Genomic DNA, 23,511 nt, shown 5'->3' on the forward strand with positions numbered 1-23,511 from the left:
GGTGCGGCGGCCGGCGCGGCGGTACGCGCGGCGGCCGGGGTGCGGTCGGGGGCCGCGGACTCCTCGGACTCCTCGGCGTACGCATGAGGCGTGGCCAGCAGTAGGACCGAGGCGACCGCGATCGCGCCCTGTGTGCGGAGCCTTGGAGTCACGGGTGACCCCCTCCCGTGCCGAGTCGCCGAGATGCCGAGATGCCGAGATGCCGGCGAGAGTCGCCGATATCGGACTCAGCGTCACATGCCTTGACACTTCCGGCATCCCGGGAGAGCGGAATGGGGGACGGCCCGGCACGCGCAATGTGTGCCGGGCCGTCCCCGGGGCTGTAATGCGGCTCGCGTTATCCCGACTTGCCGGTGGAAATCTGCAGCTCGAACTCCTGGTTGTTCGGCACCACCGGCTGGCCCTGGCCGGGGTACTGCTCGACCACGGCGTCCTTGGGGTACTGAGGGTTGTCCACCTCGGTCACCTTCCAGGTCCACCCGGCGGCCCGCAGACACTCCTTCACGGACAGAAGGTCCTTGTAGAGGAGGTCGGGGGCCTGGACCTTCGCCGGGTCCGTGCCGTCCTCCGTGGCGTCCGAGCACTTCGTCTTCTCGATCGTCCGGGTGCGGTCCGGAGCCAGCCCCCCGCCCGAGTCGGCCGACTCGCTCGCACTCGGGTCGCCGCCTGTCTTGTCCCCGCCGCCCGGGTCCCTGTTCAGCGCGATCGCCGCGATCAGGCCGCCGACCGCCAGCAACGCCACCACTATCGCGCCCACGACGACCGGCATGTTCCGCTTGCCGCCACCGCCTCTGCCGCCCGAAACCCCCGGCTGGGGCGTCATGTTGTACGGCGGCGGCGTCGAGGCCATCGGCCCAGGGGTCTGGTAGGCGGGAGAGGGCGTGTGCGGGTACCCGTACTGCGGCGCCGGAGTCTGCGGGTGAGCCTGCATGGGCGCCCCGGTCGGCGGGCCGTAGGGACCAGGCTGGTACGGCGTCTGAACGTTCTGCGCCGACGGAGTCGGCTGATCCAGCGGCGGGAACACCGCCGAACCCACCCCCGCGCCGCTCGTCGCCGGAGCGCCGCCGATGATCACCGGCGCGCCCGTCTGCCCGGCGCTCGCCACCCGCGCGCACTCGTCCCGCATGGCGGCCGCGCTCGGAAAACGCTCGTTCGGGTTCTTCTTCAGTGCCCGCGCGACCAGCGCGTCCATCGCCGGAGTGACGGAGCGGTTGATCGTGGACGGCGCGACCGGCTCCTCCTGCACATGCGCGTAGGCGATCGCCAGCGGCGAATCCGCGTCGAACGGGATCCGCCCGGTCAGCAGTTGGAACAGCATGATGCCGACCGAGTACAGGTCGGACCGCGCGTCGACGCCGCGCCCCAGGGCCTGCTCGGGCGACAGATACTGCGGAGTGCCGACCACCATGCCGGTCTGCGTCATCGAGGTGACGCCCGACTGCATGGCGCGCGCAATGCCGAAGTCCATCACCTTGACGATGCCCCGCTTGGTCATCATCACGTTGCCGGGCTTGATGTCCCGGTGGACCAGGCCCATTTCATGGCTGGTCTCCAGCGCGGCCAGCACATCGGCCGTCACCTTCAGCGCCTTGTCGGCCGGCATCGCGCCGTACTGCTGAATGTCCGCCTGCAGTACGGATCCGAGCGGCCGGCCCTCGACGTACTCCATCACGATGTACGGCATCAGCGAGCCGTCGAGCTCGTCCTCACCGGTGTCGAAGACCGAGACGATGTTGGGGTGCGACAGCTTGGCGACCGCCTGCGCCTCGCGCCGGAACCGCTCGCGGAAGGACTGCTCCCGCCCCAGTTCCGTATGGAGTGTCTTGATGGCGACCTGGCGGTCGAGTGCCGAGTCGTACGCCAGATATACGGAGGCCATGCCGCCTTCGCCGAGCAGGTCGCGAAGCTGATACCGGCCGCCCGCTACGGAACCACCCGCATAGCGGCCCTGTGCGCCGTCCTGGCTCATGACTGTGCATCCCCCTCGGCGCGAAGGCCCGATGGCCCGCGTGATTCCCGTTGCTCTGTGTTGCTGTGAGTGTTCTGTGTCCGGATCCGTATTCCGTGATCCGTATTACGTCGCAAGTCTGCCCGAGGGGTCCGGCACGTCAAGCCAGGTGCCCGTTCCGTGACCGTACGCACAGGAAGCGTCTCGGAAGCGTTACAGGAAAAGCATGGAATTTGCGTGGCTGCGCGGGCAGCGGGTTTGATGACCGGTCCACATCGAAAACAGGCCACTCGCGCGAAGGCTGTAGCGTGACGTGGCAGGGGCACCCTGAGGACGACAGCGAACACCCGCAGGCACGGTACGCAGGCGGACAGAAACGACGGCGAGGACTGATGGCACCCGAACCCGAAGCAGGCGGCGGCGGAGTGCCGGATGCGGCGGACTCCTGGGGTATCGGCGGAGTGGTCGGCGACGGCCGCTACCGCCTGACGCACCGTCTTGGACGCGGCGGCATGGCCGAGGTTTTCGCGGCCGAGGACGTACGGCTCGGCCGCACGGTCGCCGTCAAGCTCCTGCGTTCCGACCTCGCCGAGGACCCGGTCTCCAAGGCCCGCTTCACGCGCGAGGCGCAGTCGGTCGCCGGCCTCAACCACCATGCGGTGGTCGCGGTCTACGACTCCGGCGAGGACACGGTGGGCGGCCAGACCGTCCCGTACATCGTGATGGAGCTGGTCGAGGGGCGCACGATCCGCGATCTGCTGCTCAACGCGGAGGCCCCGCCGCCCGAGCAGGCGCTGATCATCGTCTCCGGTGTGCTGGAGGCGCTCGCCTACTCGCACCAACACGGCATCGTGCACCGCGACATCAAGCCCGCGAACGTCATCATCACCAACTCCGGTGCGGTGAAGGTGATGGACTTCGGCATCGCGCGTGCTCTGCACGGCGCGCAGTCGACGATGACTCAGACCGGCATGGTCATGGGCACGCCGCAGTACCTCTCTCCGGAGCAGGCGCTGGGCAAGGCCGTCGACCACCGCTCCGATCTGTACGCCACGGGCTGTCTCCTCTACGAACTCCTCGCGCTGCGGCCCCCGTTCACCGGCGAGACCCCGCTCTCGGTGGTCTACCAGCATGTCCAGGACATCCCGGTGCCGCCGTCCGAGGTCGCGGACGTGGTGCCGCCGGAGCTCGACGGTCTGGTGATGCGCTCGCTGGCCAAGGACCCGGACGACCGGTTCCAGAGCGCGGAGGAGATGCGCGGTCTGGTCCAGTACGGGCTGCAGATGCTGCAGCAGCAGGGCAGCCACAACGGAACCTGGGGCACCGGACCCGTAGAGACGCACGACGGTTTCACCCCGGCGATGGGCATGACCGGGCCGACCGCCATGAACCACCCCGTGCACGGCGAGACCTCGCAGAGCCCGATCCTGCCGCCGATGAACCCGAACGACGGGGGATACGACGGCGGTCACCGGGACGGCCGGGGTGGCAATGGCGGCGGCCGCAAAAAGATGTGGCTGTTCGCCGTGCTCGCGGTGCTCGCGATCGCGGCGGGCGTCGCCTTCGCGGTGGACAGGGCGGGGAACACCGACAACAGCCCGAAGGACAACACCACGATCTCCCAGACCCCGTCGACGCCGGACTCCTCGCCGAGTCCGACCGACGAGGAGACGCAGCAGAGCGAGGAGCCGGCCCCCACGGGCGACGACCAGGAGCCTTCCTGGACACCGTCCGACAAACCCTCGTACACGCCGAGCGATCCGCAGACGCCGACGGACGAACCGACGACGTCGGATCCGACGGATCCGACCGGCGAGCCGACGGACGAACCGACCTCGGCCGATCCCACGCCGAGCGACCCCCCTTCGCAGTCGACGGATCTCCCGGTCGACCCGGGAGCCAACGGCTGACAGGGGCGCCGCGAGGGGGCCTCACGGGGAGAGCTCGCGAGGCCTCACCCCGTGAAGGCCTCGCACACCGCCTCGTACTCCCTCGTCCACCACACCGCCAGGGCCGACGCCGCAGGAAACTGCGGGTCGGCCCTTCGGTCGTGCAGCTGGTAGCGCCAGCGCAGGATCCAGAAGTCGTTGAGCCGCTCCCACCACACCCGGTGCACCGCCGCCGCCAGCTCCGCCGCGTCCGCTCCCGCCGCGCGCCGGTAGGCCCGTGCGTACGCCCGTACCTTCGTCAGCTCCAGCTCGCCGGCCGGCTGGACGAAGAAGATCGCCGCAGCACGTACCGCTTCCTCCGCGCGCGGGTGCACCCCCAGCCGGTCCCAGTCGACGATCGCGGCCGGCTCCGCCCCCCGGTAGAGCAGATTCAGCGGGTGGAAGTCGCCGTGCACCCAGCAGCCCGCGGAGGCCGGCGGCGGTCTGCGGTCGGCATGGCGCTCCAGCAGCTCGCGCCGATCGAGCAGCCGGTGCTCGGCGAGACCGTCGAAGGCGTCCCGGGGCCGCGCACCGCGCGCCAGCCCCAGCAGTTCGTCGATGAGCGCGAAGGTCTCCTCCGGGTCTGCGCTCTCGTACTCCCGGCGCGCCGTGGCATCCACCGCCATGACCCGTTCCAGACAGGTGTGCACGAGGCCGAGAAGTGAGCCGAGCCGCCGTGACTGGAGGGTGGTCAGCTGCGCCCCGTCGCGGTGCCGTCCCTCGACCCAGGGGTGCAGGGCGTAACACCGCCCGCCGATGACCGCGACCGTGTCGCCGTTCGCGTCCTCGACGGGCGGCGCGACCGGCACGCCGAGCGTCTGAAGCCGCTGGGTGGCCCGGTGCTGGCGGGCGATGGCCTCGCGGTCGCCGTCGAGATGGTGCTTGAGGAAGTACGCGCCACGGGTGGTCGCGAGCCGGTAGCCGCGATTGAGGAGCCCTTGAGTGACGGGCTCGCAGGAAACGGGTTCGCCCGGATCCGAATAGCGGCGCAGCAGCGCATCGACAGGTGGGGCAGTTGCAGATGAGCGCGGCACTCGCCAGATGTTAGATCACGCAGCGTGGCCGAGCGGAAGTTCCCGCAGATTACCGGCCCCCGGCCCCTCCGCGGCGATGACGTAGGTCCGGCCGGCGCCTTACGCCGGCCGGACGACCTAGTAGGTATCGAGTAGAAAAGCGCTGATTTTTCACCCTTCGCGCCCGAAAGAGGTCTCGCACATCTACTCTTCCCGTGTCCGGGGTGCCCGGGATAACGTGCCCGTGTTCCGGCGGCCTGCAAGGCTGTGACCAGTGGTTGTTCCCGAATTTCGCGATTTACTTGGAAATCCAAGCAAAATCGCAGGTCAAGTGGGGTTTCGCAGTAATGCGTCCCACTGGGTAACGTGCCTTTGGCAGGGCGCTCGCCGGGGCACCTGTCACGCCTGTTCCCGCCGAGAGGCACCCACCCCGTGCACGGGTGCGGGAAACAGGCGAGCCGCACTGGCCAACCGGCGAACCCGGGGGCCGGACCGACGGAGGAGCACGCACGTGACCGTGGAGAGCACTGCCGCGCGCAAACCGCGACGCAGCAGCAAGCGCGCCAGCGCCGCGAACAAGCCGCAGAGTTCCGAGCCCCAGCTCGTACAGCTGCTGACGCCCGAGGGAGAGCGCGTCGAGCACCCGGAGTACGAGATCGACCTGACCCCCGACGAGCTGCGCGGGCTGTACCGGGACATGGTCCTGACCCGCCGCTTCGACGCCGAGGCAACCTCACTGCAGCGGCAGGGCGAGCTGGGCCTGTGGGCGTCGCTGCTGGGCCAGGAGGCCGCACAGATCGGCTCGGCCCGCGCGCTGCGCGAGGACGACTATGTCTTCCCGACCTACCGCGAGCACGGCGTGGCCTGGTGCCGCGGCGTCGACCCGACCAATCTGCTCGGCATGTTCCGCGGTGTGAACCACGGCGGCTGGGACCCGAGCACCAACAACTTCCACCTGTACACGATCGTCATCGGCTCGCAGACGCTGCACGCCACCGGCTACGCGATGGGCGTGGCCAAGGACGGTGCCGACTCGGCCGTGATCGCGTACTTCGGCGACGGCGCGTCCAGCCAGGGCGATGTCGCCGAGTCGTTCACCTTCTCCGCGGTCTACAACGCCCCGGTCGTCTTCTTCTGCCAGAACAACCAGTGGGCGATCTCCGAGCCGACCGAGAAGCAGACCCGCGTGCCGCTCTACCAGCGCGCCCAGGGCTTCGGCTTCCCCGGCGTCCGCGTCGACGGCAATGACGTGCTCGCCTGCCTGGCCGTGACCCGCTCCGCGCTGGAGCGGGCCCGCCGCGGCGAGGGTCCGACGCTGGTCGAGGCGTTCACCTACCGGATGGGCGCGCACACCACCTCGGACGACCCGACGAAGTACCGGGCCGACGAGGAGCGCCAGGCGTGGGAGGCAAAGGACCCGATCCTGCGGCTCCGTACGTACCTGGAGAACGCGGGCCACGCCGACGAGGCCTTCTTCACCTCCCTCGAGGAGGAGAGCGAGACGCTCGGCAAGCGGGTGCGTGAGGCGGTGCGGGCCATGCCCGACCCGGACCATCTGGCGATCTTCGAGAATGTCTACGCCGACGGGCACGCCCTCGTCGACGAGGAGCGCGCCCAGTTCATCGCGTACCAGGCGTCCTTCGCCGAGGAGGGCAACTAACCATGGCCGTACAGAAGCTCCCCCTCGCCAAGGCGATCAACGAGTCCCTGCGCAAGGCCCTGGAGACCGACCCCAAAGTCCTGATCATGGGTGAGGACGTCGGCAAGCTCGGCGGCGTCTTCCGGGTCACCGACGGACTGCAGAAGGACTTCGGCGAGGAGCGGGTCATCGACACCCCCCTCGCCGAGTCCGGAATCGTCGGCACGGCGATCGGTCTCGCCCTGCGCGGCTACCGGCCCGTCGTGGAGATCCAGTTCGACGGCTTCGTCTTCCCGGCGTACGACCAGATCGTCACGCAGCTCGCGAAGATGCACGCCCGCGCTCTCGGCAAGATCAAGATGCCGGTCGTCATCCGCATTCCGTACGGCGGCGGCATCGGCGCGGTCGAGCACCACTCCGAGTCACCCGAGGCGCTCTTCGCGCATGTCGCGGGCCTCAAGGTGATCTCGCCGTCCAACTCGTCGGACGCGTACTGGATGATGCAGCAGGCCATCCAGAGCGACGACCCGGTCATCTTCTTCGAGCCCAAGCGCCGCTACTGGGACAAGAGCGAGGTCGACACCGAGGCGATCCCCGGCCCGCTCCACACCGCCCGGGTCGTGCAGCCCGGCACCGACCTCACCCTCGCCGCCTACGGCCCGATGGTGAAGGTCTGCGTGGAGGCCGCCGCGGCGGCGCTGGAGGAGGGCAAGTCGCTCGAGGTCCTGGACCTGCGCTCGATGTCGCCGATCGACTTCGACACCATCCAGACGTCGGTGGAGAAGACACGCCGGCTGGTCGTGGTGCACGAGGCCCCGGTCTTCTACGGTTCCGGCGCGGAGATCGCCGCCCGGATCACCGAGCGGTGCTTCTACCACCTGGAGGCCCCGGTGCTGAGGGTCGGCGGCTTCCACGCGCCGTACCCGCCGGCCAGGCTCGAGGAGGATTACCTCCCCGGTCTTGACCGGGTGCTGGACGCCGTCGACCGCTCGCTCGCGTACTGAGGAGTGCCGTGACCATGACTGACACTTCCACTCGCTTCCGTGAGTTCAAGATGCCCGATGTGGGCGAGGGACTCACCGAGGCCGAGATTCTCAAGTGGTACGTCCAGCCCGGTGACACGGTGACGGACGGCCAGGTCGTGTGCGAGGTCGAGACGGCGAAGGCCGCCGTCGAGCTGCCGATTCCGTACGACGGCGTGGTGCACGAGCTGCGCTTCGAGGAGGGCACGACCGTCGACGTCGGCATGTCGATCATCACGATCGATGTGGCGCCGGGCAGCGATGACGTACCGGCCGCGCCGGTGGCCCAGACGTCGGCCGCGCCCGTCGCTCCCGCCGTCGAGGAGGCCGCTCCGAAGGGCCGCCAGCCCGTCCTCGTCGGCTACGGCGTCGCCGAGTCCTCCACCAAGCGCCGCGCCCGCAAGGGGACGGCGGCGGCGCCCGAGCAGGCCGCCGCGGCAGCCGCGGTCCAGGCCGAGATGAACGGGCACGGCGGCACGGCCACGGCCACACCCGCCCGCCCGCTCGCCAAGCCGCCGGTCCGCAAGCTCGCCAAGGATCTGGGCATCGACCTGGCGACGGTCACCCCGACCGGTCCCGACGGCGTCATCACCCGGGAGGACGTCCACGCGGCGGCCGCCCCGGCGGCGGCTCCGGCGGCTGCGCCCGCTCCCGCCCCCCTCGCGCCACAGCCCGTGGCCGAGGCCCCGGCGCCTTTCGCGGCGGGTGCGCGCGAGACCCGTATCCCCATCAAGGGCGTACGGAAGGCCACCGCGGCGGCGATGGTCGGCAGCGCCTTCACCGCGCCGCACGTCACGGAGTTCATCACGCTCGACGTGACGCGGACGATGAAGCTCGTCGAGGAGCTCAAGGCCGACAAGGACATGGCGGGGCTGCGGGTCAATCCGCTGCTGCTGATCGCCAGGGCGCTGCTGGTCGCGATCAAGCGCAATCCGCAGGTCAACGCCGCCTGGGACGAGGCCAATCAGGAGATCGTGCTCAAGCAGTACGTCAACCTGGGCATCGCGGCCGCCACCCCACGCGGTTTGATCGTCCCGAACATCAAGGACGCGCAGGCCAAGACGCTGCCCGAACTCGCCGTGGCACTGGGCGAGTTGGTCTCCACCGCCCGGGAGGGCAAGACGACCCCGGCGGCGATGCAGGGCGGCACGGTGACCATCACCAACGTCGGCGTCTTCGGCGTCGACACCGGTACGCCGATCCTCAACCCCGGCGAGTCCGCGATCCTCGCGGTCGGCGCGATCAAGCTCCAGCCGTGGGTCCACAAGGGCAAGGTCAAGCCGCGCAAGGTCACCACGCTCGCGCTCTCCTTCGACCACCGGCTGGTCGACGGCGAGCTCGGCTCCAGGGTTCTCGCGGACGTCGCGGCGATCCTGGAACAGCCCAAGCGGCTGATCACCTGGGCCTGACCGGCCCGCGTCCGGCCTGAACGCAGCCGCCCCGTTCCGCAGTGCGGAACGGGGCGGTTTGCGTCAGTGCGCGGGTTTACCGCGCGGCTTGCGTCAGGGCGCGGCTGATCAGTCGCGCTCGGCGCCCTGCGGCAGGCTCCGCAGCTGCATCGTCTGCGCGGTGCTCGAACCGAACCCGAAGTCGAGCAGCTTCGCGGCGTCCTTGTAGCGGTCGGCCCCGTTCAGGGTGACCCCGACGAAGGTCTTGTCGCCGCGCGTGGCGGCGAAGACCAGGCAGGGGCCCGCGGCCGTGCCGGTGCCCGTCTTGATGCCGATCGCGCCCTTGTAGGAGCCGAGCAGCTGGTTGGTGTTGTACCAGGTGTACGTGCGCTTGCCGCCCGTGCTGGTCGTCGCGGAGGTCACGTACTTCGGCGCGGCGACGACGGCGCGGAAGTTGCCGTTCTTCATCGCGTAGCTTGCGATCTTGGCGAGGTCGCGCGGCGTCGTGTAGTTGTTGCCCGCCTTCGAAATGCCGTCGAAGGAGTCGAACTTGGTGTTCTTCAGGCCGAGCGAGGTGGCCGTCTGGTTCATCTTGGCGATGAACGACTGCGTGCGTGCGGCCTGGGTGGTGCCCTTGCCGAGGAGGTCGGCGAGGGCGTACGCGGCGTCGCAGCCGGAGGGCAGCATCGTGCCGTACAGCAGCTGACGGACGGTCACCTTGTCGCCGGTCTTCAGATCGGCGGTGCTGGCGCCCTGCCTGACCACGTAGTCGCGGTAAGACTGCTTGACGGTGACCACGTGGTTCAGGTTGATGCCCTTGGTGTGCACCACCACCGCGGCAGTCATGATCTTCGTCGTGCTGGCCATCTGCCGGCGGGTGTCCGGGGTCTTGGTGTAGACGGCTGTGCCGGTGGCGTTGTTGACAAGGATCGCGCCCTTGCTCGCGATCGGCGGTACGGGGACCGCATGAGCGGGCGCGGCCAGGGGCGAGACGGTCAGCAGCGCGCCGGTGGTGAGGACGACCACGGCGGCTTTGCGTACGCCCGGAAGGCTGGTTCTCAAGAATCGCTCCGAGTTCGCGAATGCATCGAAAAAGGTCGAAGTGGGACCCGAGTGGAACAAGGTCCCGATACAAGACTGTTGAGCGCCCCGAAGGATGTACGCGGCGGCCACATCAGTTCTGTTTTGCATCGTGGACGCGGCTTTCTGATGCACCTGTGTTGTATCTAAGCTGTGCGCATGCCCGCCGCCGCCCCAGCCGCCGAACGCGTCTACGCCCACATCAAGCAAGCCGTCCTCGACCGCCGCTACGAGGGCGGCACCCTCCTCACCGAGGGTGAACTGGCCGACGCCGTCGGCGTATCGCGCACCCCCGTCCGCGAGGCGCTCCTCAAACTCGAGGTCGAGGGGCTGATCAAGCTCTATCCGAAGAAGGGCGCGCTCGTCCTCGCCGTCTCCGCGCAGGAGATCGCCGATGTGGTGGAGACCCGTCTGCTCGTCGAGGAGCACGCCGCCCGCAAGGCCGTACCGGCGTCGCCGCAGCTCGTCGCCCGGCTCGAAGAGCTCCTCGAGCAGCAGAAGCGGCAGGGCGAGGCCGGCGACCTGGCGGCCGTCGCCGTCACCGACCGCTGCTTCCACGCCGAGATCGTGCGCAGCGGCGGCAATGCGATCCTCTCCCGCCTCTACGACCAACTCCGCGACCGGCAGCTGAGGATGGGTGTCGCCGTGATGCACGCCCACCCCGACCGGATCGCCAAGAACGTCGTCGAGCACAGCGAGATCCTTCAAGCCCTGCGCGCCGCGGACCCGGACGCGGCGGCCGCTCTCGTGCACCGGCACGTCGGCTGGTTCAGCAACCTGGCGCGGGGCGAGGTCCGATGAGCGCCACCGCCGTCGCCCTGCCGGGCGATCCACCCGGCGGACGGCGCGCCGCCGCGGTCTGGGGCATCGGCGTCGCCGTCTACTTCGTCGCCGTCATCTTCCGTACGTCGCTCGGGGTCGCCGGCCTCGACGCCGCCGACCGCTTCGACATCAACGCCTCTGCCCTGTCCACCTTCTCCATACTGCAGCTGCTGGTGTACGCGGGAATGCAGATACCCGTCGGCCTGATGGTCGACCGGCTCGGCACCAAGAAGATGCTCACCCTCGGCGTGGTCCTGTTCACCGTCGGGCAGCTGGGCTTCGCGTTCTCCCCCTCGTACGGCGCGGCCGTCGCCTCGCGGGCGCTGCTCGGGTGCGGCGACGCGATGACCTTCATCAGCGTGCTGCGGCTGGGTTCGCGCTGGTTCCCGGCCCGGCGCGGGCCGCTCATCGGGCAGGTCGCCGCGCTCTTCGGGATGGCGGGCAATCTCGTCTCGACCATATTCATCTCGCGGCTGCTGCACGGCGTCGGCTGGACCGCCACCTTCGCGGGCAGCGCGGCGGCCGGACTGGTCGTCCTCGTACTGCTGTCGCTCTTCCTGAAGGACCACCCCGAGGGCCACGAGCCCCCGCCCGCCCAGCACGCCGGATCGGCGTTCGTACGCAAGCAGATCGCCCGGTCCTGGCGGGAGCCCGGCACCCGGCTCGGGATGTGGGTGCACTTCACCACCCAGTTCCCCGCCATGGTGTTCCTGCTGCTGTGGGGGATGCCCTTCCTGGTCGAGGCGCAGGGACTGTCCCGGGAGACCGCGGGCTCGCTGCTGACGCTGGTGGTGCTCTCCAACATGGTGGTGGGGCTGGTGTACGGGCAGGTCATCGCCCGCCACCACGCGGCCCGGGTGCCGCTCGCCCTCGGCACGGTCGGGGCGACCGCGCTCCTGTGGGCGTCGACCATCGCCTACCCCGGGGACCAGGCACCGATGTGGCTGCTGATCACCATGTGCACGGTGCTCGGGGCGTGCGGTCCCGCGTCGATGATCGGCTTCGACTTCGCCCGCCCGGCCAACCCCCCGGAGCGGCAGGGGACGGCGTCGGGAATCGTCAATATGGGCGGTTTCGTGGCCTCGATGACGACACTGCTGGCCGTCGGGGTGCTGCTGGACGCGACCGGGGACAACTACCGGATCGCGTTCTCGTCGGTGTTCGTGCTGGAGGCGCTGGGGATCGCCCAGATCCTGCGGCTGCGGGCGCGCACGGTGCGGCGCGAGCGGGAACGGCTGGTGGCGAGCCGAGTGGAGGCCGTGCACGTACCGGCGTGAGGGCACGCTCCCGGTAGCCGCCGTCGAGCGCGGACGACGCCGAACGGCGGCGCGCCGGGGGACCCGCCGGGCCCACGGCGTGAATCGCTACGGCGTGAACCGCCACAGCGTGAACCGCTACGGCGTGACCGCGAACTCCCGCAGGATCGCCTCCGCCAGATCGGCGTCCCCGTCCACCTTCACCCGGTCGCGCACAGCCGCCGCCCGCACCCGGCCACACGCCAGCCGCAGGAACGTCTCCCAGTCCATGCCGAGGGTCACGATGGGCCCCAGCGAGGGCGCGCCGTCGACCGTGCCACGGCCGTCCGCGTCCACCCGGACCGTACGCAGGAACTCCACCGGACCGTGCACATCGAGGACGACCGCGGAATTCGCGGGTGCGCCCGCTTCCTTGGCGACCACCTTCGGCAGGGCTTCGAGCAGACAGTCCCGGGTGATGTACGCGCCGGGGGAGTCGAGGTTGCCGGGCTTGCCGAGCGCCACGCGCAGATCCTGCTCGTGCACCCAGGTGTCGAACGCGCGCATACGCATGGCCAGTTCCAGGGTCTGCTCGGCGCCGAGCGGGGCGCGGACCATGGTGTCGGGGGCGCGGGTCTCGTTGCGCAGCTGACGGGCCCGGCGGATGATCGTGTACTCCAGCTCGGAGGTCATCTCCGGCGCCGTGTGGTGCCGGCGCACATCGACCTGCATCTCCATATAGCGGGTGAACTCGCTCCGCACATGGTAAAGATCACGCGGCAGGCTGTGGATGGGCCGGGGATCGCCGAGCATCTCGCACTCCATGCCGATGACGTGCGAGACGACGTCACGCACGGACCAGCCAGGGCATGGCGTTCGCCGGTTCCACTCGCCCTCGACGAGCGGCTGCACCAGCTCGGCTATCGACTCGATGGAGTGGGTCCAGGCGTCGGCGTAGGTCTGGAGGCTGGGATGGACGGTCACGGGACCCCTCGGCGGTTCTGCGGTACGCGGGCTGGCTGGGCTGCTGACTGCTGGGCTGCGTGGGAGGCTCGGCAGTTAAGTTACGCTGCCGGGCGGCACCCCGGCAGTGCTTTCGTGTGACGATCGTAGGCCCGTGTAGAAGGCTCGAATGCCAGGACGGTGGTAGTGTGCGCGCCTCGCTCATCCAGATCGCAGTAGACCCGGACGAATCGGTCAATTCGCGCAGGCAGCGCGCTGCCGCACTCGTACGGGAGCAGCGGGGCGCCGATCTGGTGGTCCTCCCCGAACTGTGGCCCGTCGGAGCTTTCGCCTATCAGTCCTACGCCGAAGAGGCCGAATCACTGGACGGACCTACGTACGACGTCATGGCGAAGGCCGCGAGCGACGCGGGAGTCTGGCTGCACGCGGGCTCCATCGTCGAGAAGGCCGCCGGCAGCGGCTCCGCCGAAGGCTCCAGCACCCTCTACAACACCTCCCTCATTCTCTCCCCCGCGGGTGAACTGGTCAGCACCTACCGGAAGATCCACCGCTTCGGCTTCGACGAGGGCGAGGCGGTGATGATGGGCGCGGGCGACGAGCTCGTCACCGTCCCGCTGCCCGGGACCGTGACAGGGACCGGCGCCGGAGCCGGGTTCACTCTGGGCCTCGCCACCTGCTACGACCTGCGCTTCCCCGAGCTGTTCCGCGGCCTGGTGGACGCGGGCGCGCAGGCGTTCGTCGTCCCGGCCGGCTGGCCCGCCCGCCGCCGCGAACACTGGACACTGCTGGCCCGCGCCCGCGCCGTGGAGAACCAGGCGTACGTTCTGGCCTGCGGCACCGCGGGCACCCACGCCGGCGTCGAGCAGGCAGGCCACAGCATCGTGGTCGACCCCTGGGGCGAGGTGCTCGCCGAGGCGGGCCCGGACGAAGAGGTCCTGACGGTCGAGCTCGACCCGGCGAAGGTGGCGACGACTCGGGAGCAGTTCCCGGCCCTCAAGGACCGCCGCCTGGGCCTGGCCGACCCGCGCCGCGACTGCTAGTCGTCGCCGTCGCGCTCCTTCTCCGCCATCCGGATCACACAGACCGCGACCGCGATCATGAGCGCCGCATCCGCGTCCTCGCGTACGACATTCACGGCGTACGTCTCCCGTACCCGCAACCACTGCCGGGAGATGTGCGCCAGCAGCTCGCCGTCGTACTCGACCCCGAACTCCCGGTCCAGGATCCGGCCGCTGACATCGAGTTCCGTTCCCTCGGCGAGCGTCACGCGGTAGTGATTGCGCACCAGCGAAAGCCGCTTATTGCGGATGGTGGCGAGCGGCTCGCCGTCCCGCTCAATGGTCATCGCGTCCCGCAGGCTGAACATCTTCTTGCGCAGCGTGATCAGGACAAGCCCCGTCGGATCCTTGAACTCCAGGGTGTCGCGCAGCCGCAGCGCCTTTCCGTCCACGAGGAAGGCGCGACGCCCGTGCTCGTCCTCGATCCAGTAGTCGTCGCCGATCGCGAAGATTTTGTCGCGTACCAAATACTTCATGGCGGAATGCGTACCCGGATCGGTGAGGTTGGATGGAGGTATGGCTACACGTGCACGCGTTCGGGCCCCCGAGCTGATCGGCAAGGGCGGCTGGCTCAATACAGGCGACCACCAGTACACCCTCGCTGACCTGCGAGGACGCATCGTCATTCTCGACTTTTGGACATTTTGCTGTGTGAACTGTCTGCATGTCCTGGACGAGCTGCGCGAGCTCGAGGAGAAGCACCGCGACACCGTGGTGATCATCGGGGTCCATTCGCCGAAGTTCGTGCACGAGGCCGAGCACCAGGCCGTCGTCGACGCCGTCGAGCGCTACCAGGTGCACCACCCCGTGCTGGATGACCCCGAGCTCGCCACCTGGAAGCAGTACGCCGTACGGGCCTGGCCCACCCTCGTAGTCATCGATCCCGAGGGATACGTCGTCGCTCAGCACGCGGGCGAGGGGCATGCGCACGCCATCGAGCAGCTCGTCGGCGAGCTGGTGGCCGAGCATGCCGCGAAGGGCACACTGCGGCGTGGCGACGGCCCCTATGTCGCGCCCGAGCCCGTCGCCACCGATCTGCGCTTCCCCGGCAAGACCGTGCTGCTGCCGTCGGGGAACTTCCTCGTCTCCGACTCGACCCGCAACCAGCTCGTCGAGCTGGCGCCGGACGGCGAGAGCGTCGTACGGCGCATCGGCGACGGAGAGTTCAACGAGCCGCAGGGACTCGCGCTGCTGCCCGACGGCAGGATCGCCGTCGCCGACACCGTGAACCACGCCATCCGTGCGTACGACCCCGGGAGCGGCGCGATCGAGACGCTCGCCGGCACCGGCAAGCAGTGGTGGCAGGGATCGCCGACCAGCGGCCCGGCCCTCGACGTGTCCCTCTCCTCGCCGTGGGACGTGGCCTGGTGGGGCGAGCGGCTGTGGATCGCGATGGCGGGCGTCCACCAGCTGTGGACGTACGACCCGGCGACAGGGACGGTCGAGGTCGCGGCCGGGACCACCAACGAAGGGCTGGTCGACGGCCCCGCGGCCGAGGCGTGGTTCGCCCAGCCGTCCGGGCTCGCCGCCACCGAGGACCGGCTGTGGATCGCCGACTCCGAGACCTCCGCGGTGCGCTGGATCGACCGCGATCTGGTCGTGCACACGGCTGTGGGCACCGGGCTCTTCGACTTCGGGCACCGCGACGGGGCGGCCGGACAGGCCCTGCTCCAGCACCCGTTGGGCGTCACCGCGCTGCCCGACGGATCGGTGGCCATCAGCGACACGTACAACCACGCACTGCGCCGGTACGATCCGGCCGCCGGCCAAGTCACCACGTTGGCCACCGACTTGCGCGAACCCTCCGGCGCCGTCCTCGTCGGCGACGACATCGTGGTCGTCGAGTCGGCCAGGCACCGGCTGACCCGGCTGCGACTGCCGGAGGAGGCGGTACGGGTCGAGTCCGTCGCCCACCGGACACAGCGTGCCACAACCGAAGTCGCGGCGGGGAAGCTTCAGTTGGACGTGGTCTTCCAGGCCCCGGCCGGCCAGAAGCTCGACACCCGGTACGGGCCATCCACCCGGCTGCTCGTCTCCTCGACCCCGCCCGAGCTGCTGATCGGCGGGGACGGCGCGGGGACCGACCTCTCGCGCGAGCTGGAGATCGACCCGGCGGTCGGCGAGGGCGTGCTGCATGTCTCGGCGATGGCGGCGTCCTGCGACGACGACCCCGAGATCGAGTACCCGGCCTGTCACGTCCACCAGCAGGACTGGGGGGTTCCGGTGCGCGTGAGCGCGGACGGGGCCGCGCGGCTGCCGCTCGTACTGGCCGGGATGGATCAGGGGTGACAGCGGCGGACTGAAGAAGGCTGGTGCAGCAGCCCCTGCCGCTCGGGCGGCAGCCCTCCACAGGCCCGGGTTGTACGACGCCCAGATGTTTTCGCAACAGGCCGCCCGGTGAAGGGACTTCAGCCCTCCAGGAACGCCGTCATCGCGTTCGCCAGCAGATACGGGTCGTCCACACCGCACAGTTCACGCGCGCTGTGCATCGACAGGATCGCCACGCCGATGTCCACGGTCTGGATGCCGTGCCGGGCGGCGGTGATCGGGCCGATGGTCGTGCCGCACGGCATCGCGTTGTTCGACACGAACATCTGCCACGGCACCCCCGCCTTCTCGCAGGCCGCGGCGAACACCGCGCGTCCGCTGCCGTCGGTGGCGTACCGCTGGTTCACATTGACCTTGAGGATCGGGCCGCCGTTCACTCGCGGGTGGTGCGTCGGATCGTGCCGCTCCCCGTAGTTGGGATGCACGGCGTGACCGGTGTCCGAGGACAGACAGACCGTCCCGGCGAACGCGCGCGCCCGGTCCTCGTAACTGCCGCCGCGCGCGAACACCGAACGCTCCAGCACCGAGCCGAGCAACGGACCCTCCGCGCCGGTGTCCGACTGCGAGCCGTTCTCCTCGTGGTCGAAGGCGGCGAGCACCGGGATGTAGGGCAGATCCCGGCCGGCCACGGCCACCAGCGCCGCCGTCCCGGCGTGCACGGACAGCAGATTGTCCATCCGAGGTCCGGCCACCAGCTCCCTGTCCCGGCCCAGGTAAGCGGGCGGCTCGATGGAGTGCACCATCAGGTCCCAGCCGGTGACCTCGCCCTCCGCGATCCCCGCCTCCTCTTCCAGGAAACGGATCAGATCGCCCTCCACGACATCGCCGAGACCCCAGATCGGCTGCATGTGCTTCTGCCGGTCGAGCTTCAGACCGTCGTTGGCCTGCCGGTCGAGGTGGATGGCGAGCTGCGGCACGCGTAGCAGCGCCCGGTCCACATTCACCAGCCGGTGCGAACCGTCCCGCAGGCTGAGCCGCCCGGCCAGCCCCAGATCACGGTCGAGCCAGGTGTTGAGCAGCGTCCCGCCGTACACCTCGACGGCGATCTGCCGCCAGCCGTGCGAACCGGTGTCGGGCAGCGGCTTGACCCGCAGATTGGGCGAGTCGGTGTGCGCGCCGACGATCCGGAAGGGGGTGTGCGCGCGGGTGCCCTCGGGCACGTACCAGGCGATGATCGCCCCACCGCGCAGCACATACTTGCCGCCGGTCGTCCTGTCCCAGACATCGGTCTCCAGCACCTGCCGGAAGCCGGCTTTCTCCAGCCGCTCGGCTGCGGCGGCCACGGCGTGGTACGGAGAGGGCCCGGCCGCCAGGAAGGACATGAGGTCGTCGGTGTGTCCGCGATCGAAGCGGGCGGGTGTGCTGCTGCTCATGGGGTCACCCTAACGAGGGTCGTACGCAGGGGGCACAGACGGATGCGGCCCGCCCCCGGCGAGGGGGGCGGGCCGCATCCGTCGATGGTGCGGGGCGACTAGAAAGCCGCCTCGTCCAGGTCCATCAGCGAACTGTCCACGGTCTCGGCGAGCGCGCGCTCGGCCGAGACGCCCGGCAGGATGTTGGCGGCGAAGAACTTCGCGGCCGCGATCTTGCCCTGGTAGAACGGCACATCCTTGGCGGACGCGGTCTCGAGCTTCTCCGCCGCGACGGCCGCTCCGCGCAGGAGCAGGTAGCCGACGACCACATCGCCCGAGGCCATCAGCAGGCGGGTGGTGTTGAGGCCCACCTTGTAGATGTTCTTGACGTCCTCGCCGGTGGCTATGAGGTCGGTCGTCATCGTGCCGACGATCGCCTCCAGGTCGACCGCGGCCTTGGCGAGCGTGTCGCGGGCCGGGGCCAGCTCGTCGCCGCCGGTGCCGACCGCCAGGAACTTCTTGATCTCCTCGGAGAGGGTGTTCAGCGCCTGGCCCTGGTCGCGGACGATCTTCCGGAAGAAGTAGTCCTGACCCTGGATCGCCGTGGTGCCCTCGTAAAGGGTGTCGATCTTGGCGTCCCGGATGTACTGCTCGACCGGGTACTCCTGCAGATAGCCGGAGCCGCCGAAGGTCTGCAGCGACTGGGCGAGCTGCTCGTACGACTTCTCCGAGCCGTAGCCCTTCACGATCGGCAGCAGCAGGTCGTTCAGCGCGACGAGGGCCTTGGCTTCCTCGCCGGCGGTCTCCTTGACGGCGATTTCGTCCTGGACGGACGCCGTGTACAGCACGAGGGCGCGCATGCCCTCGGCGTACGCCTTCTGCGTCATCAGTGCGCGGCGCACGTCCGGGTGGTGCGTGATGGTGACCTTGGGTGCGGTCTTGTCCGCGAAGTTCACCAGGTCCTGGCCCTGGACGCGCTCCTTGGCGTACTCCAGCGCGTTGAGGTAGCCGGTCGACAGGGTCGCGATGGCCTTCGTGCCGACCATCATCCGGGCGAACTCGATGATCATGAACATCTGGCGGATGCCGTCGTGCTTGTCGCCGATCAGCCAGCCCTTGGCGGGGTGCTGGTCGCCGAAGGTCATCTCGCAGGTGTTGGAGGCCTTGAGGCCCATCTTGTGCTCGACGTTCGTGGCGTACACGCCGTTGCGCTCGCCCAGCTCGCCGGTCTCCCAGTCGAAGTGGAACTTCGGCACGAGGAAGAGCGACAGACCCTTGGTGCCGGGGCCGTTGCCCTCGGGGCGGGCCAGCACGTAGTGAAGGATGTTCTCCTCCATGTCGTGCTCACCGGAGGTGATGAAGCGCTTCACACCCTCGATGTGCCAGGAGCCGTCCTCCTGCTGCACGGCCTTGGTGCGGCCGGCGCCCACGTCCGAGCCGGCGTCCGGCTCGGTGAGGACCATGGTGGAGCCCCAGCGCTTCTCGACGGCGATCTCGGCGACCTTCTTCTGCGCCTCGTTGCCCTCCTCGAAGAGGATGCCGGCGAAGGCCGGGCCGGAGGAGTACATCCAGATGGCCGGGTTCGAGCCGAGCAGCAGCTCCGCGTAGGACCAGATGAGGGAGCGGGGCGAGGTGGTGCCGCCGATCTCCTCGGGCAGGCCGAGACGCCAGTACTCGGAGTCCATGAAGGCCTGGTAGCTCTTCTTGAAGGACGCCGGAACGGGCGCGGTGTTGGTGGCGGGGTCGAAAACCGGCGGGTTGCGGTCGGCATCCGCGAAGGATTCGGCCAGCTCGTTCTCGGCGAGGCGGGCGATCTCTTCGAGGATCGACTTGGCGGTGTCGACGTCCATCTCCGCGAACGGGCCGGTGCCGTACAGCTTGTCGCGCCCGAGGACCTCGAAGAGGTTGAACTCGATGTCGCGGAGATTCGACTTGTAGTGCCCCATGGCGACGGCTCCGTAAAGATCGGGAGGCGGATTTCTCATCCACGTACCAGTAAGTAGCTTCGATGATGCTACCCGTCGGTAATAAGATGCAACCCCCAAGGGGCATCTGTGACTCAGTACTCTTGCGGGCATGTACGGCTATGACCAGACCCCGGGCGCTCAGCAGCAGCAGTACGTGCCGCAGCAGCCTTCGTACGGCGAGCAGCCGCTGTATCCCGAGCCGTCGCCGCCCTCGCTCGCCGACGCGGTGCGGGCCTTCACCACCGCGTCCCTGTCCGCCGAGGACTTTCAGCAGGTCTTCGCGACGTCGAAGGTCTACTGCCCGCGCGGCGACAACCCCGGTTTCCTGGCGCTGCACAACACCCAGCAGCCCGTCATCCCGATGTTCACCACGCTCAAGGAGTTGCGCAGGTACGCGGGCAAGGAGTCCAAGTACTTCGTGATCACCGGGGCCGAGGTGATCGACCTGCTGCCGACCGGGTACGGCTTCGTCCTCGACATGGAGGGCGATCACCGGATGGTCTTCGACGCGAAGGCCGTGGAGCAGATGGTCGACTTCGCGATGCGGCGTATGTACGGCTAGCCGCGGCCGGTGACTCGCAGGCATGTATGAAGGGCGCCCGGGGGGAATTCCTCCCGGGCGCCTCGCGTTCCAGTGGCAAGAAGTTCAGCCTTCAACTAAACTGGACGCACAAGGAGGTCCCGTCATGCCTGCAGTGACTGTCGAGAACCCGCTCACCCTGCCACGCGTAACCGCGCCGGCCGGGGCTGTGCCGCGCCCCGTGCTCGCCGTGACCACGGCGCCGGCCGGGTTCGAGGGGGAGGGCTTCCCGGTGCGACGTGCGTTCGCCGGGATCAACTACCAGCACCTCGATCCGTTCATCATGATGGACCAGATGGGCGAGGTGGAGTACGCGCCGGGTGAGCCGAAGGGAACGCCCTGGCATCCGCACCGCGGCTTCGAGACCGTCACGTATCTGATCGACGGGACGTTCGTCCACCAGGACAGCAACGGCGGCGGCGGGACCATTCAGAACGGCGACACCCAGTGGATGACGGCGGGCTCCGGCCTGCTCCACATCGAGGCGCCGCCGGAGTCGCTCGTCACGTCCGGCGGGCTCTTCCACGGGCTCCAGCTGTGGGTGAACCTCCCGGCGAGCGACAAGATGATGGAGCCCAGGTACCAGGACATCCGCGGCGGCCAGGTCCAGCTGCTGACCTCGGCGGACGGCGGGGCGCTGCTGCGGGTCATCGCGGGTGAGCTGGACGGGCACGAGGGGCCGGGCATAACGCACACGCCGATCACGATGGTCCACGCGACGCTGCGCCCGGGCGCGGAGATCACGCTGCCGTGGCGGGAGGACTTCAACGGCCTCGCGTACGTCCTGGCGGGCCGCGGCGCGGTCGGCACGGACCGGCGGCCGGTCCGGATGGGCCAGACGGCGGTGTTCGGGACGGGCGGATCGCTGACGGTCCGCGCGGACGAGTCCCAGGACTCGAACAGCCCGGACCTGGAGGTCGTGCTGCTGGGCGGGCGTCCGATCCGGGAGCCGATGGCGCACTACGGGCCGTTCGTGATGAACAGCCGCGCGGAGCTGCAGCAGGCGGTGGAGGACTTCCAGGCGGGACGCCTCGGCACGATCCCTGCCGTGCACGGCATGTGAGTACGTCAGACGGCATGTGAGTACGTCAGTACGAAGGGCGGGTCGCATCTCCCGGGTACGTCACCCGGGAGACGCGCCCCGCCCTTCGTCGTTCTCGGGCGGCGGCCATCGGTAGGTGGCCGGGCGTGGCTCCATCTGGGCCACCATCTCGGAGAGCTGTACGACGACCCGCCTGATTTCTTCCTGGGTTCGGTTCCGCTCGATGATGACCGCCGAGAGCAACAGCGCCGTAAACGCCGCGGCGCCGTTGAATGCCTGGAGCGTGACCATGATCGCGAAAAGGTCCTGATGGGCGAACGGGCCGATCTGGCGGGCTGCGGCAAGGATCGCCAGCGTCGAGACGCCCAACGCGCATGGCGCCGCGCCGGCCAGCTGGAAGCGGAACGCGGCCCAGATCAAGAACGGGAAGGCGAGGAAGAGCAGCGACGAGATGCCGGTATTCGTCGCCAGATACATGACAGCCAGGGTGCCCGTCAGGAGCGCCGTCGCCTCGGCCCACCGGCTGAGAGGGGCCCGGGGCCAGCGGGCCGTGCGGACGACGAGCAGAAACGGCGCGACGACGAGCACGCCCATCGCGTCCCCCGTCCACCACACCGACCAGGTCGGCCAGAAGTCGCTCGGCTGCAGCGCGCCGGCGAGCACCAGCACGCCGCTGCCCACGGTCGAGCTGATCAGCATCGCGCCCAGGGCGCCGAGGAAGATCAGCGCCAGCGCGTCCCGCAGCCGGTCCAGTGCGTTGTGGAACCCCACACGTCGCAGCAGCAGGTAGGCGCAGACGGGGGCGAGCGTGTTCCCCGCGGTGATGATCAGTACGGCGGGGAGCGACGGCCCGAGGGAGACGTTGACCAGGAAGGCGCCGAGCGCGATTCCCGGCCAGATCCGCAGACCGAGGAGGAGCAGGCCGGCCACTGCCACGCCGGTCGGTGGCCACAGCGGAGTGACCTGGCCACGGACCACTTGCTGGAGGAGCCCCAGCTTCGCGGCTCCGTAGTAGACGGCGGCGACAGCAAGGATCTGAAGCGCGGCGGAACCGTAACGCCGCATGTCCTCGTTGCGTACCACGCCAGTCACTGAGCCAGCTTATGTATCTCCGCCCACACGCGCCGCTGCGACTGCGCCGTCCGGCAGCGTCGCGGCGGCGGGGGCTATGCCGCCGCCGGGATTCCGCTGTAGCGGGCGACAAGGACGGCGGCATCGTCACTGTGACCGGTCAGGTCGGCCACTTTGACCACTTCGGCGGCCAGGGCGTCGGGGTCGTCGCCGAATCCGGCGCAGACCAGCCGGGCCACCTCTGCCAGCCCTTCCTCGATCGGGTAGGTCGGTCCTTCCACGACTCCGTCGGTGAGCAGGACAAGCGATCCGGCCGTCAGCAGCCGTAGGCGGGACACCGGATACCGCTCGCCGGACACGACGCCGAGGGGCGGGCCACCATGGTCGAGGGCGACGTCGGAGCTTCCGTCGGCGCAGGCCCAGACAATCGGAACGTGGCCGGCGCGGGAGATGGCAAGATCGCCGCTGATCGGGTCGAAACGCAGGAAGCAGCAGGTTGCGAAGCGTTCGCAGCCCATGGAAAGCAGCAGGTCATTGGCGTGGCTCAGCACCTCACCAGGATCTGTGGTGGGGCCGGCGAGGGCCCGCAGGCTGGTGCGGACCTGACCCATGAAAGCGATTGCTTCCACATCATGGCCCTCCGCGTCCCCGATGGTGATCCCGACCGTCCCGTCCGTCATCAGGAAGGCGTCGTACCAGTCTCCGCCGACGTCGAGGCCGTTCTGAGATGGCGCGTACCGGGCCGCGAGCTGCAGGCCGGGCAGGGTGGGCAGCGTGGGCGGGAGCATGTGGCGCTGCAGGGCGATGGCCAGCTCCACCCGGGCCCGCTGGAACTTGATCCGGTCCAGGGCGTCGTCGACGAGACGCCCGAGGTTGATCAGGAGTTCCTGGGCACTGGCGGGCGGGGGAGTGCGGCGTTCACGCATGACCGCTCCGGGGGATTCCCATGTGTTCCTTATGACGCTTTGTTCCTTAATGTCACCTTAACCCCCCGCCTCACCAGGCCGGCCTCGCTCGCCGGCCCTCCGTACGGACGCGGGCGCGCCCAGGAATTCTGACGAGGCGTCACCCGCCT

19 protein-coding genes are annotated in these 23,511 nt (G+C 69.4%); 10 read left to right on the forward strand and 9 right to left on the reverse strand.

Annotated elements, in window-relative coordinates; translation table 11 throughout:
• Positions 1-337: 337 nt before the first annotated feature.
• Complete coding sequence (locus J7E87_RS24335; RefSeq protein ID WP_215096649.1) at positions 338-1,969, reverse strand: protein kinase; 1,632 nt, start codon at positions 1,967-1,969, stop codon at positions 338-340.
• A gap of 371 nt (positions 1,970-2,340) precedes the next feature.
• Here J7E87_RS24335 and J7E87_RS24340 point away from each other — a divergent pair, with 371 nt between their 5' ends.
• The gene (locus tag J7E87_RS24340) at positions 2,341-3,858 is read left to right on the forward strand and encodes a protein kinase (protein WP_215096650.1); all 1,518 of its coding nucleotides are present in this window, start codon (positions 2,341-2,343) and stop codon (positions 3,856-3,858) included.
• A gap of 44 nt (positions 3,859-3,902) precedes the next feature.
• On the opposite strand, the gene J7E87_RS24345 is transcribed toward J7E87_RS24340, so the two are convergent.
• A complete protein-coding gene (locus J7E87_RS24345; RefSeq protein WP_215096651.1) occupies positions 3,903-4,910 on the reverse strand; it encodes a phosphotransferase in 1,008 nt (335 codons plus the stop codon).
• A gap of 490 nt (positions 4,911-5,400) precedes the next feature.
• Between J7E87_RS24345 and pdhA the strand changes: the two genes are divergently transcribed.
• From pdhA to J7E87_RS24360, 3 genes are read left to right on the forward strand one after another with little or no spacing between them, the layout of a single operon-like run.
• Positions 5,401-6,549 (forward strand): pyruvate dehydrogenase (acetyl-transferring) E1 component subunit alpha, encoded by a 1,149-nt coding sequence (pdhA, locus tag J7E87_RS24350; RefSeq protein WP_215096652.1) that lies wholly within the window; start codon positions 5,401-5,403, stop codon positions 6,547-6,549.
• 2 nt (positions 6,550-6,551) lie between these two features.
• A complete protein-coding gene (locus J7E87_RS24355; RefSeq protein ID WP_215096653.1) occupies positions 6,552-7,532 on the forward strand; it encodes an alpha-ketoacid dehydrogenase subunit beta in 981 nt (326 codons plus the stop codon).
• A gap of 14 nt (positions 7,533-7,546) precedes the next feature.
• On the forward strand, positions 7,547-8,959 hold the full coding sequence (locus J7E87_RS24360; RefSeq protein ID WP_215096654.1) for a dihydrolipoamide acetyltransferase family protein: 1,413 nt from the start codon (positions 7,547-7,549) through the stop codon (positions 8,957-8,959).
• A 108-nt stretch (positions 8,960-9,067) separates the two neighbouring features.
• Here the strand turns inward: J7E87_RS24360 and J7E87_RS24365 are convergent, their stop codons facing one another.
• Positions 9,068-10,000 carry a D-alanyl-D-alanine carboxypeptidase family protein gene (locus J7E87_RS24365; protein ID WP_251017947.1) on the reverse strand — a complete coding sequence of 311 codons (933 nt, stop codon included), beginning with the start codon at positions 9,998-10,000 and terminating at the stop codon, positions 9,068-9,070.
• A 177-nt stretch (positions 10,001-10,177) separates the two neighbouring features.
• On the opposite strand from J7E87_RS24365, the gene J7E87_RS24370 reads away from it, so the two are divergent.
• Complete coding sequence (locus tag J7E87_RS24370; protein ID WP_215096655.1) at positions 10,178-10,819, forward strand: GntR family transcriptional regulator; 642 nt, start codon at positions 10,178-10,180, stop codon at positions 10,817-10,819.
• A complete protein-coding gene (locus tag J7E87_RS24375) occupies positions 10,816-12,117 on the forward strand; it encodes a nitrate/nitrite transporter (protein WP_215096656.1) in 1,302 nt (433 codons plus the stop codon). The genes J7E87_RS24370 and J7E87_RS24375 overlap by 4 nt, the downstream gene beginning before the upstream one ends.
• 117 nt (positions 12,118-12,234) lie before the next feature.
• On the opposite strand, the gene J7E87_RS24380 is transcribed toward J7E87_RS24375, so the two are convergent.
• A complete protein-coding gene (locus J7E87_RS24380; RefSeq protein WP_215096657.1) occupies positions 12,235-13,059 on the reverse strand; it encodes a maleylpyruvate isomerase family mycothiol-dependent enzyme in 825 nt (274 codons plus the stop codon).
• Positions 13,060-13,226: 167 nt separating this feature from the next.
• Between J7E87_RS24380 and J7E87_RS24385 the strand changes: the two genes are divergently transcribed.
• Entirely contained in the window at positions 13,227-14,078 is an 852-nt protein-coding gene (locus J7E87_RS24385; RefSeq protein ID WP_215096658.1) for a carbon-nitrogen family hydrolase, read from the forward strand.
• Here J7E87_RS24385 and J7E87_RS24390 read toward each other — a convergent pair.
• Positions 14,075-14,572 carry an LURP-one-related/scramblase family protein gene (locus tag J7E87_RS24390; protein ID WP_215096659.1) on the reverse strand — a complete coding sequence of 166 codons (498 nt, stop codon included), beginning with the start codon at positions 14,570-14,572 and terminating at the stop codon, positions 14,075-14,077. The genes J7E87_RS24385 and J7E87_RS24390 overlap by 4 nt on opposite strands.
• Before the next feature lie 40 nt (positions 14,573-14,612).
• On the opposite strand from J7E87_RS24390, the gene J7E87_RS24395 reads away from it, so the two are divergent.
• Positions 14,613-16,385: an NHL domain-containing thioredoxin family protein gene (locus J7E87_RS24395; RefSeq protein ID WP_215096660.1), complete on the forward strand. Its 1,773-nt coding sequence runs from the start codon at positions 14,613-14,615 to the stop codon at positions 16,383-16,385.
• A 119-nt stretch (positions 16,386-16,504) separates the two neighbouring features.
• On the opposite strand, the gene J7E87_RS24400 is transcribed toward J7E87_RS24395, so the two are convergent.
• The gene (locus tag J7E87_RS24400) at positions 16,505-17,797 is read right to left on the reverse strand and encodes a M18 family aminopeptidase (RefSeq protein WP_215096661.1); all 1,293 of its coding nucleotides are present in this window, start codon (positions 17,795-17,797) and stop codon (positions 16,505-16,507) included.
• A gap of 98 nt (positions 17,798-17,895) precedes the next feature.
• Complete coding sequence (locus J7E87_RS24405; protein ID WP_215096836.1) at positions 17,896-19,722, reverse strand: acyl-CoA dehydrogenase; 1,827 nt, start codon at positions 19,720-19,722, stop codon at positions 17,896-17,898.
• A gap of 130 nt (positions 19,723-19,852) precedes the next feature.
• Here J7E87_RS24405 and J7E87_RS24410 point away from each other — a divergent pair, with 130 nt between their 5' ends.
• Positions 19,853-20,305 carry an SseB family protein gene (locus J7E87_RS24410; protein WP_215096662.1) on the forward strand — a complete coding sequence of 151 codons (453 nt, stop codon included), beginning with the start codon at positions 19,853-19,855 and terminating at the stop codon, positions 20,303-20,305.
• Positions 20,306-20,429: 124 nt separating this feature from the next.
• Entirely contained in the window at positions 20,430-21,386 is a 957-nt protein-coding gene (locus J7E87_RS24415; RefSeq protein ID WP_215096663.1) for a pirin family protein, read from the forward strand.
• Between the two features lie 60 nt (positions 21,387-21,446).
• Here J7E87_RS24415 and J7E87_RS24420 read toward each other — a convergent pair whose 3' ends face one another.
• Both J7E87_RS24420 and J7E87_RS24425 read right to left on the reverse strand, forming a co-directional pair.
• On the reverse strand, positions 21,447-22,448 hold the full coding sequence (locus tag J7E87_RS24420) for an MASE1 domain-containing protein (protein WP_374195225.1): 1,002 nt from the start codon (positions 22,446-22,448) through the stop codon (positions 21,447-21,449).
• Positions 22,449-22,531: 83 nt separating this feature from the next.
• Complete coding sequence (locus tag J7E87_RS24425) at positions 22,532-23,362, reverse strand: PP2C family protein-serine/threonine phosphatase (RefSeq protein WP_215096664.1); 831 nt, start codon at positions 23,360-23,362, stop codon at positions 22,532-22,534.
• Positions 23,363-23,511 lie beyond the last annotated feature (149 nt).

The sequence above is a fragment of the Streptomyces sp. ISL-1 genome (assembly GCF_018614585.1).
Taxonomy (GTDB): Bacteria; Actinomycetota; Actinomycetes; order Streptomycetales; family Streptomycetaceae; genus Streptomyces; species Streptomyces maoxianensis.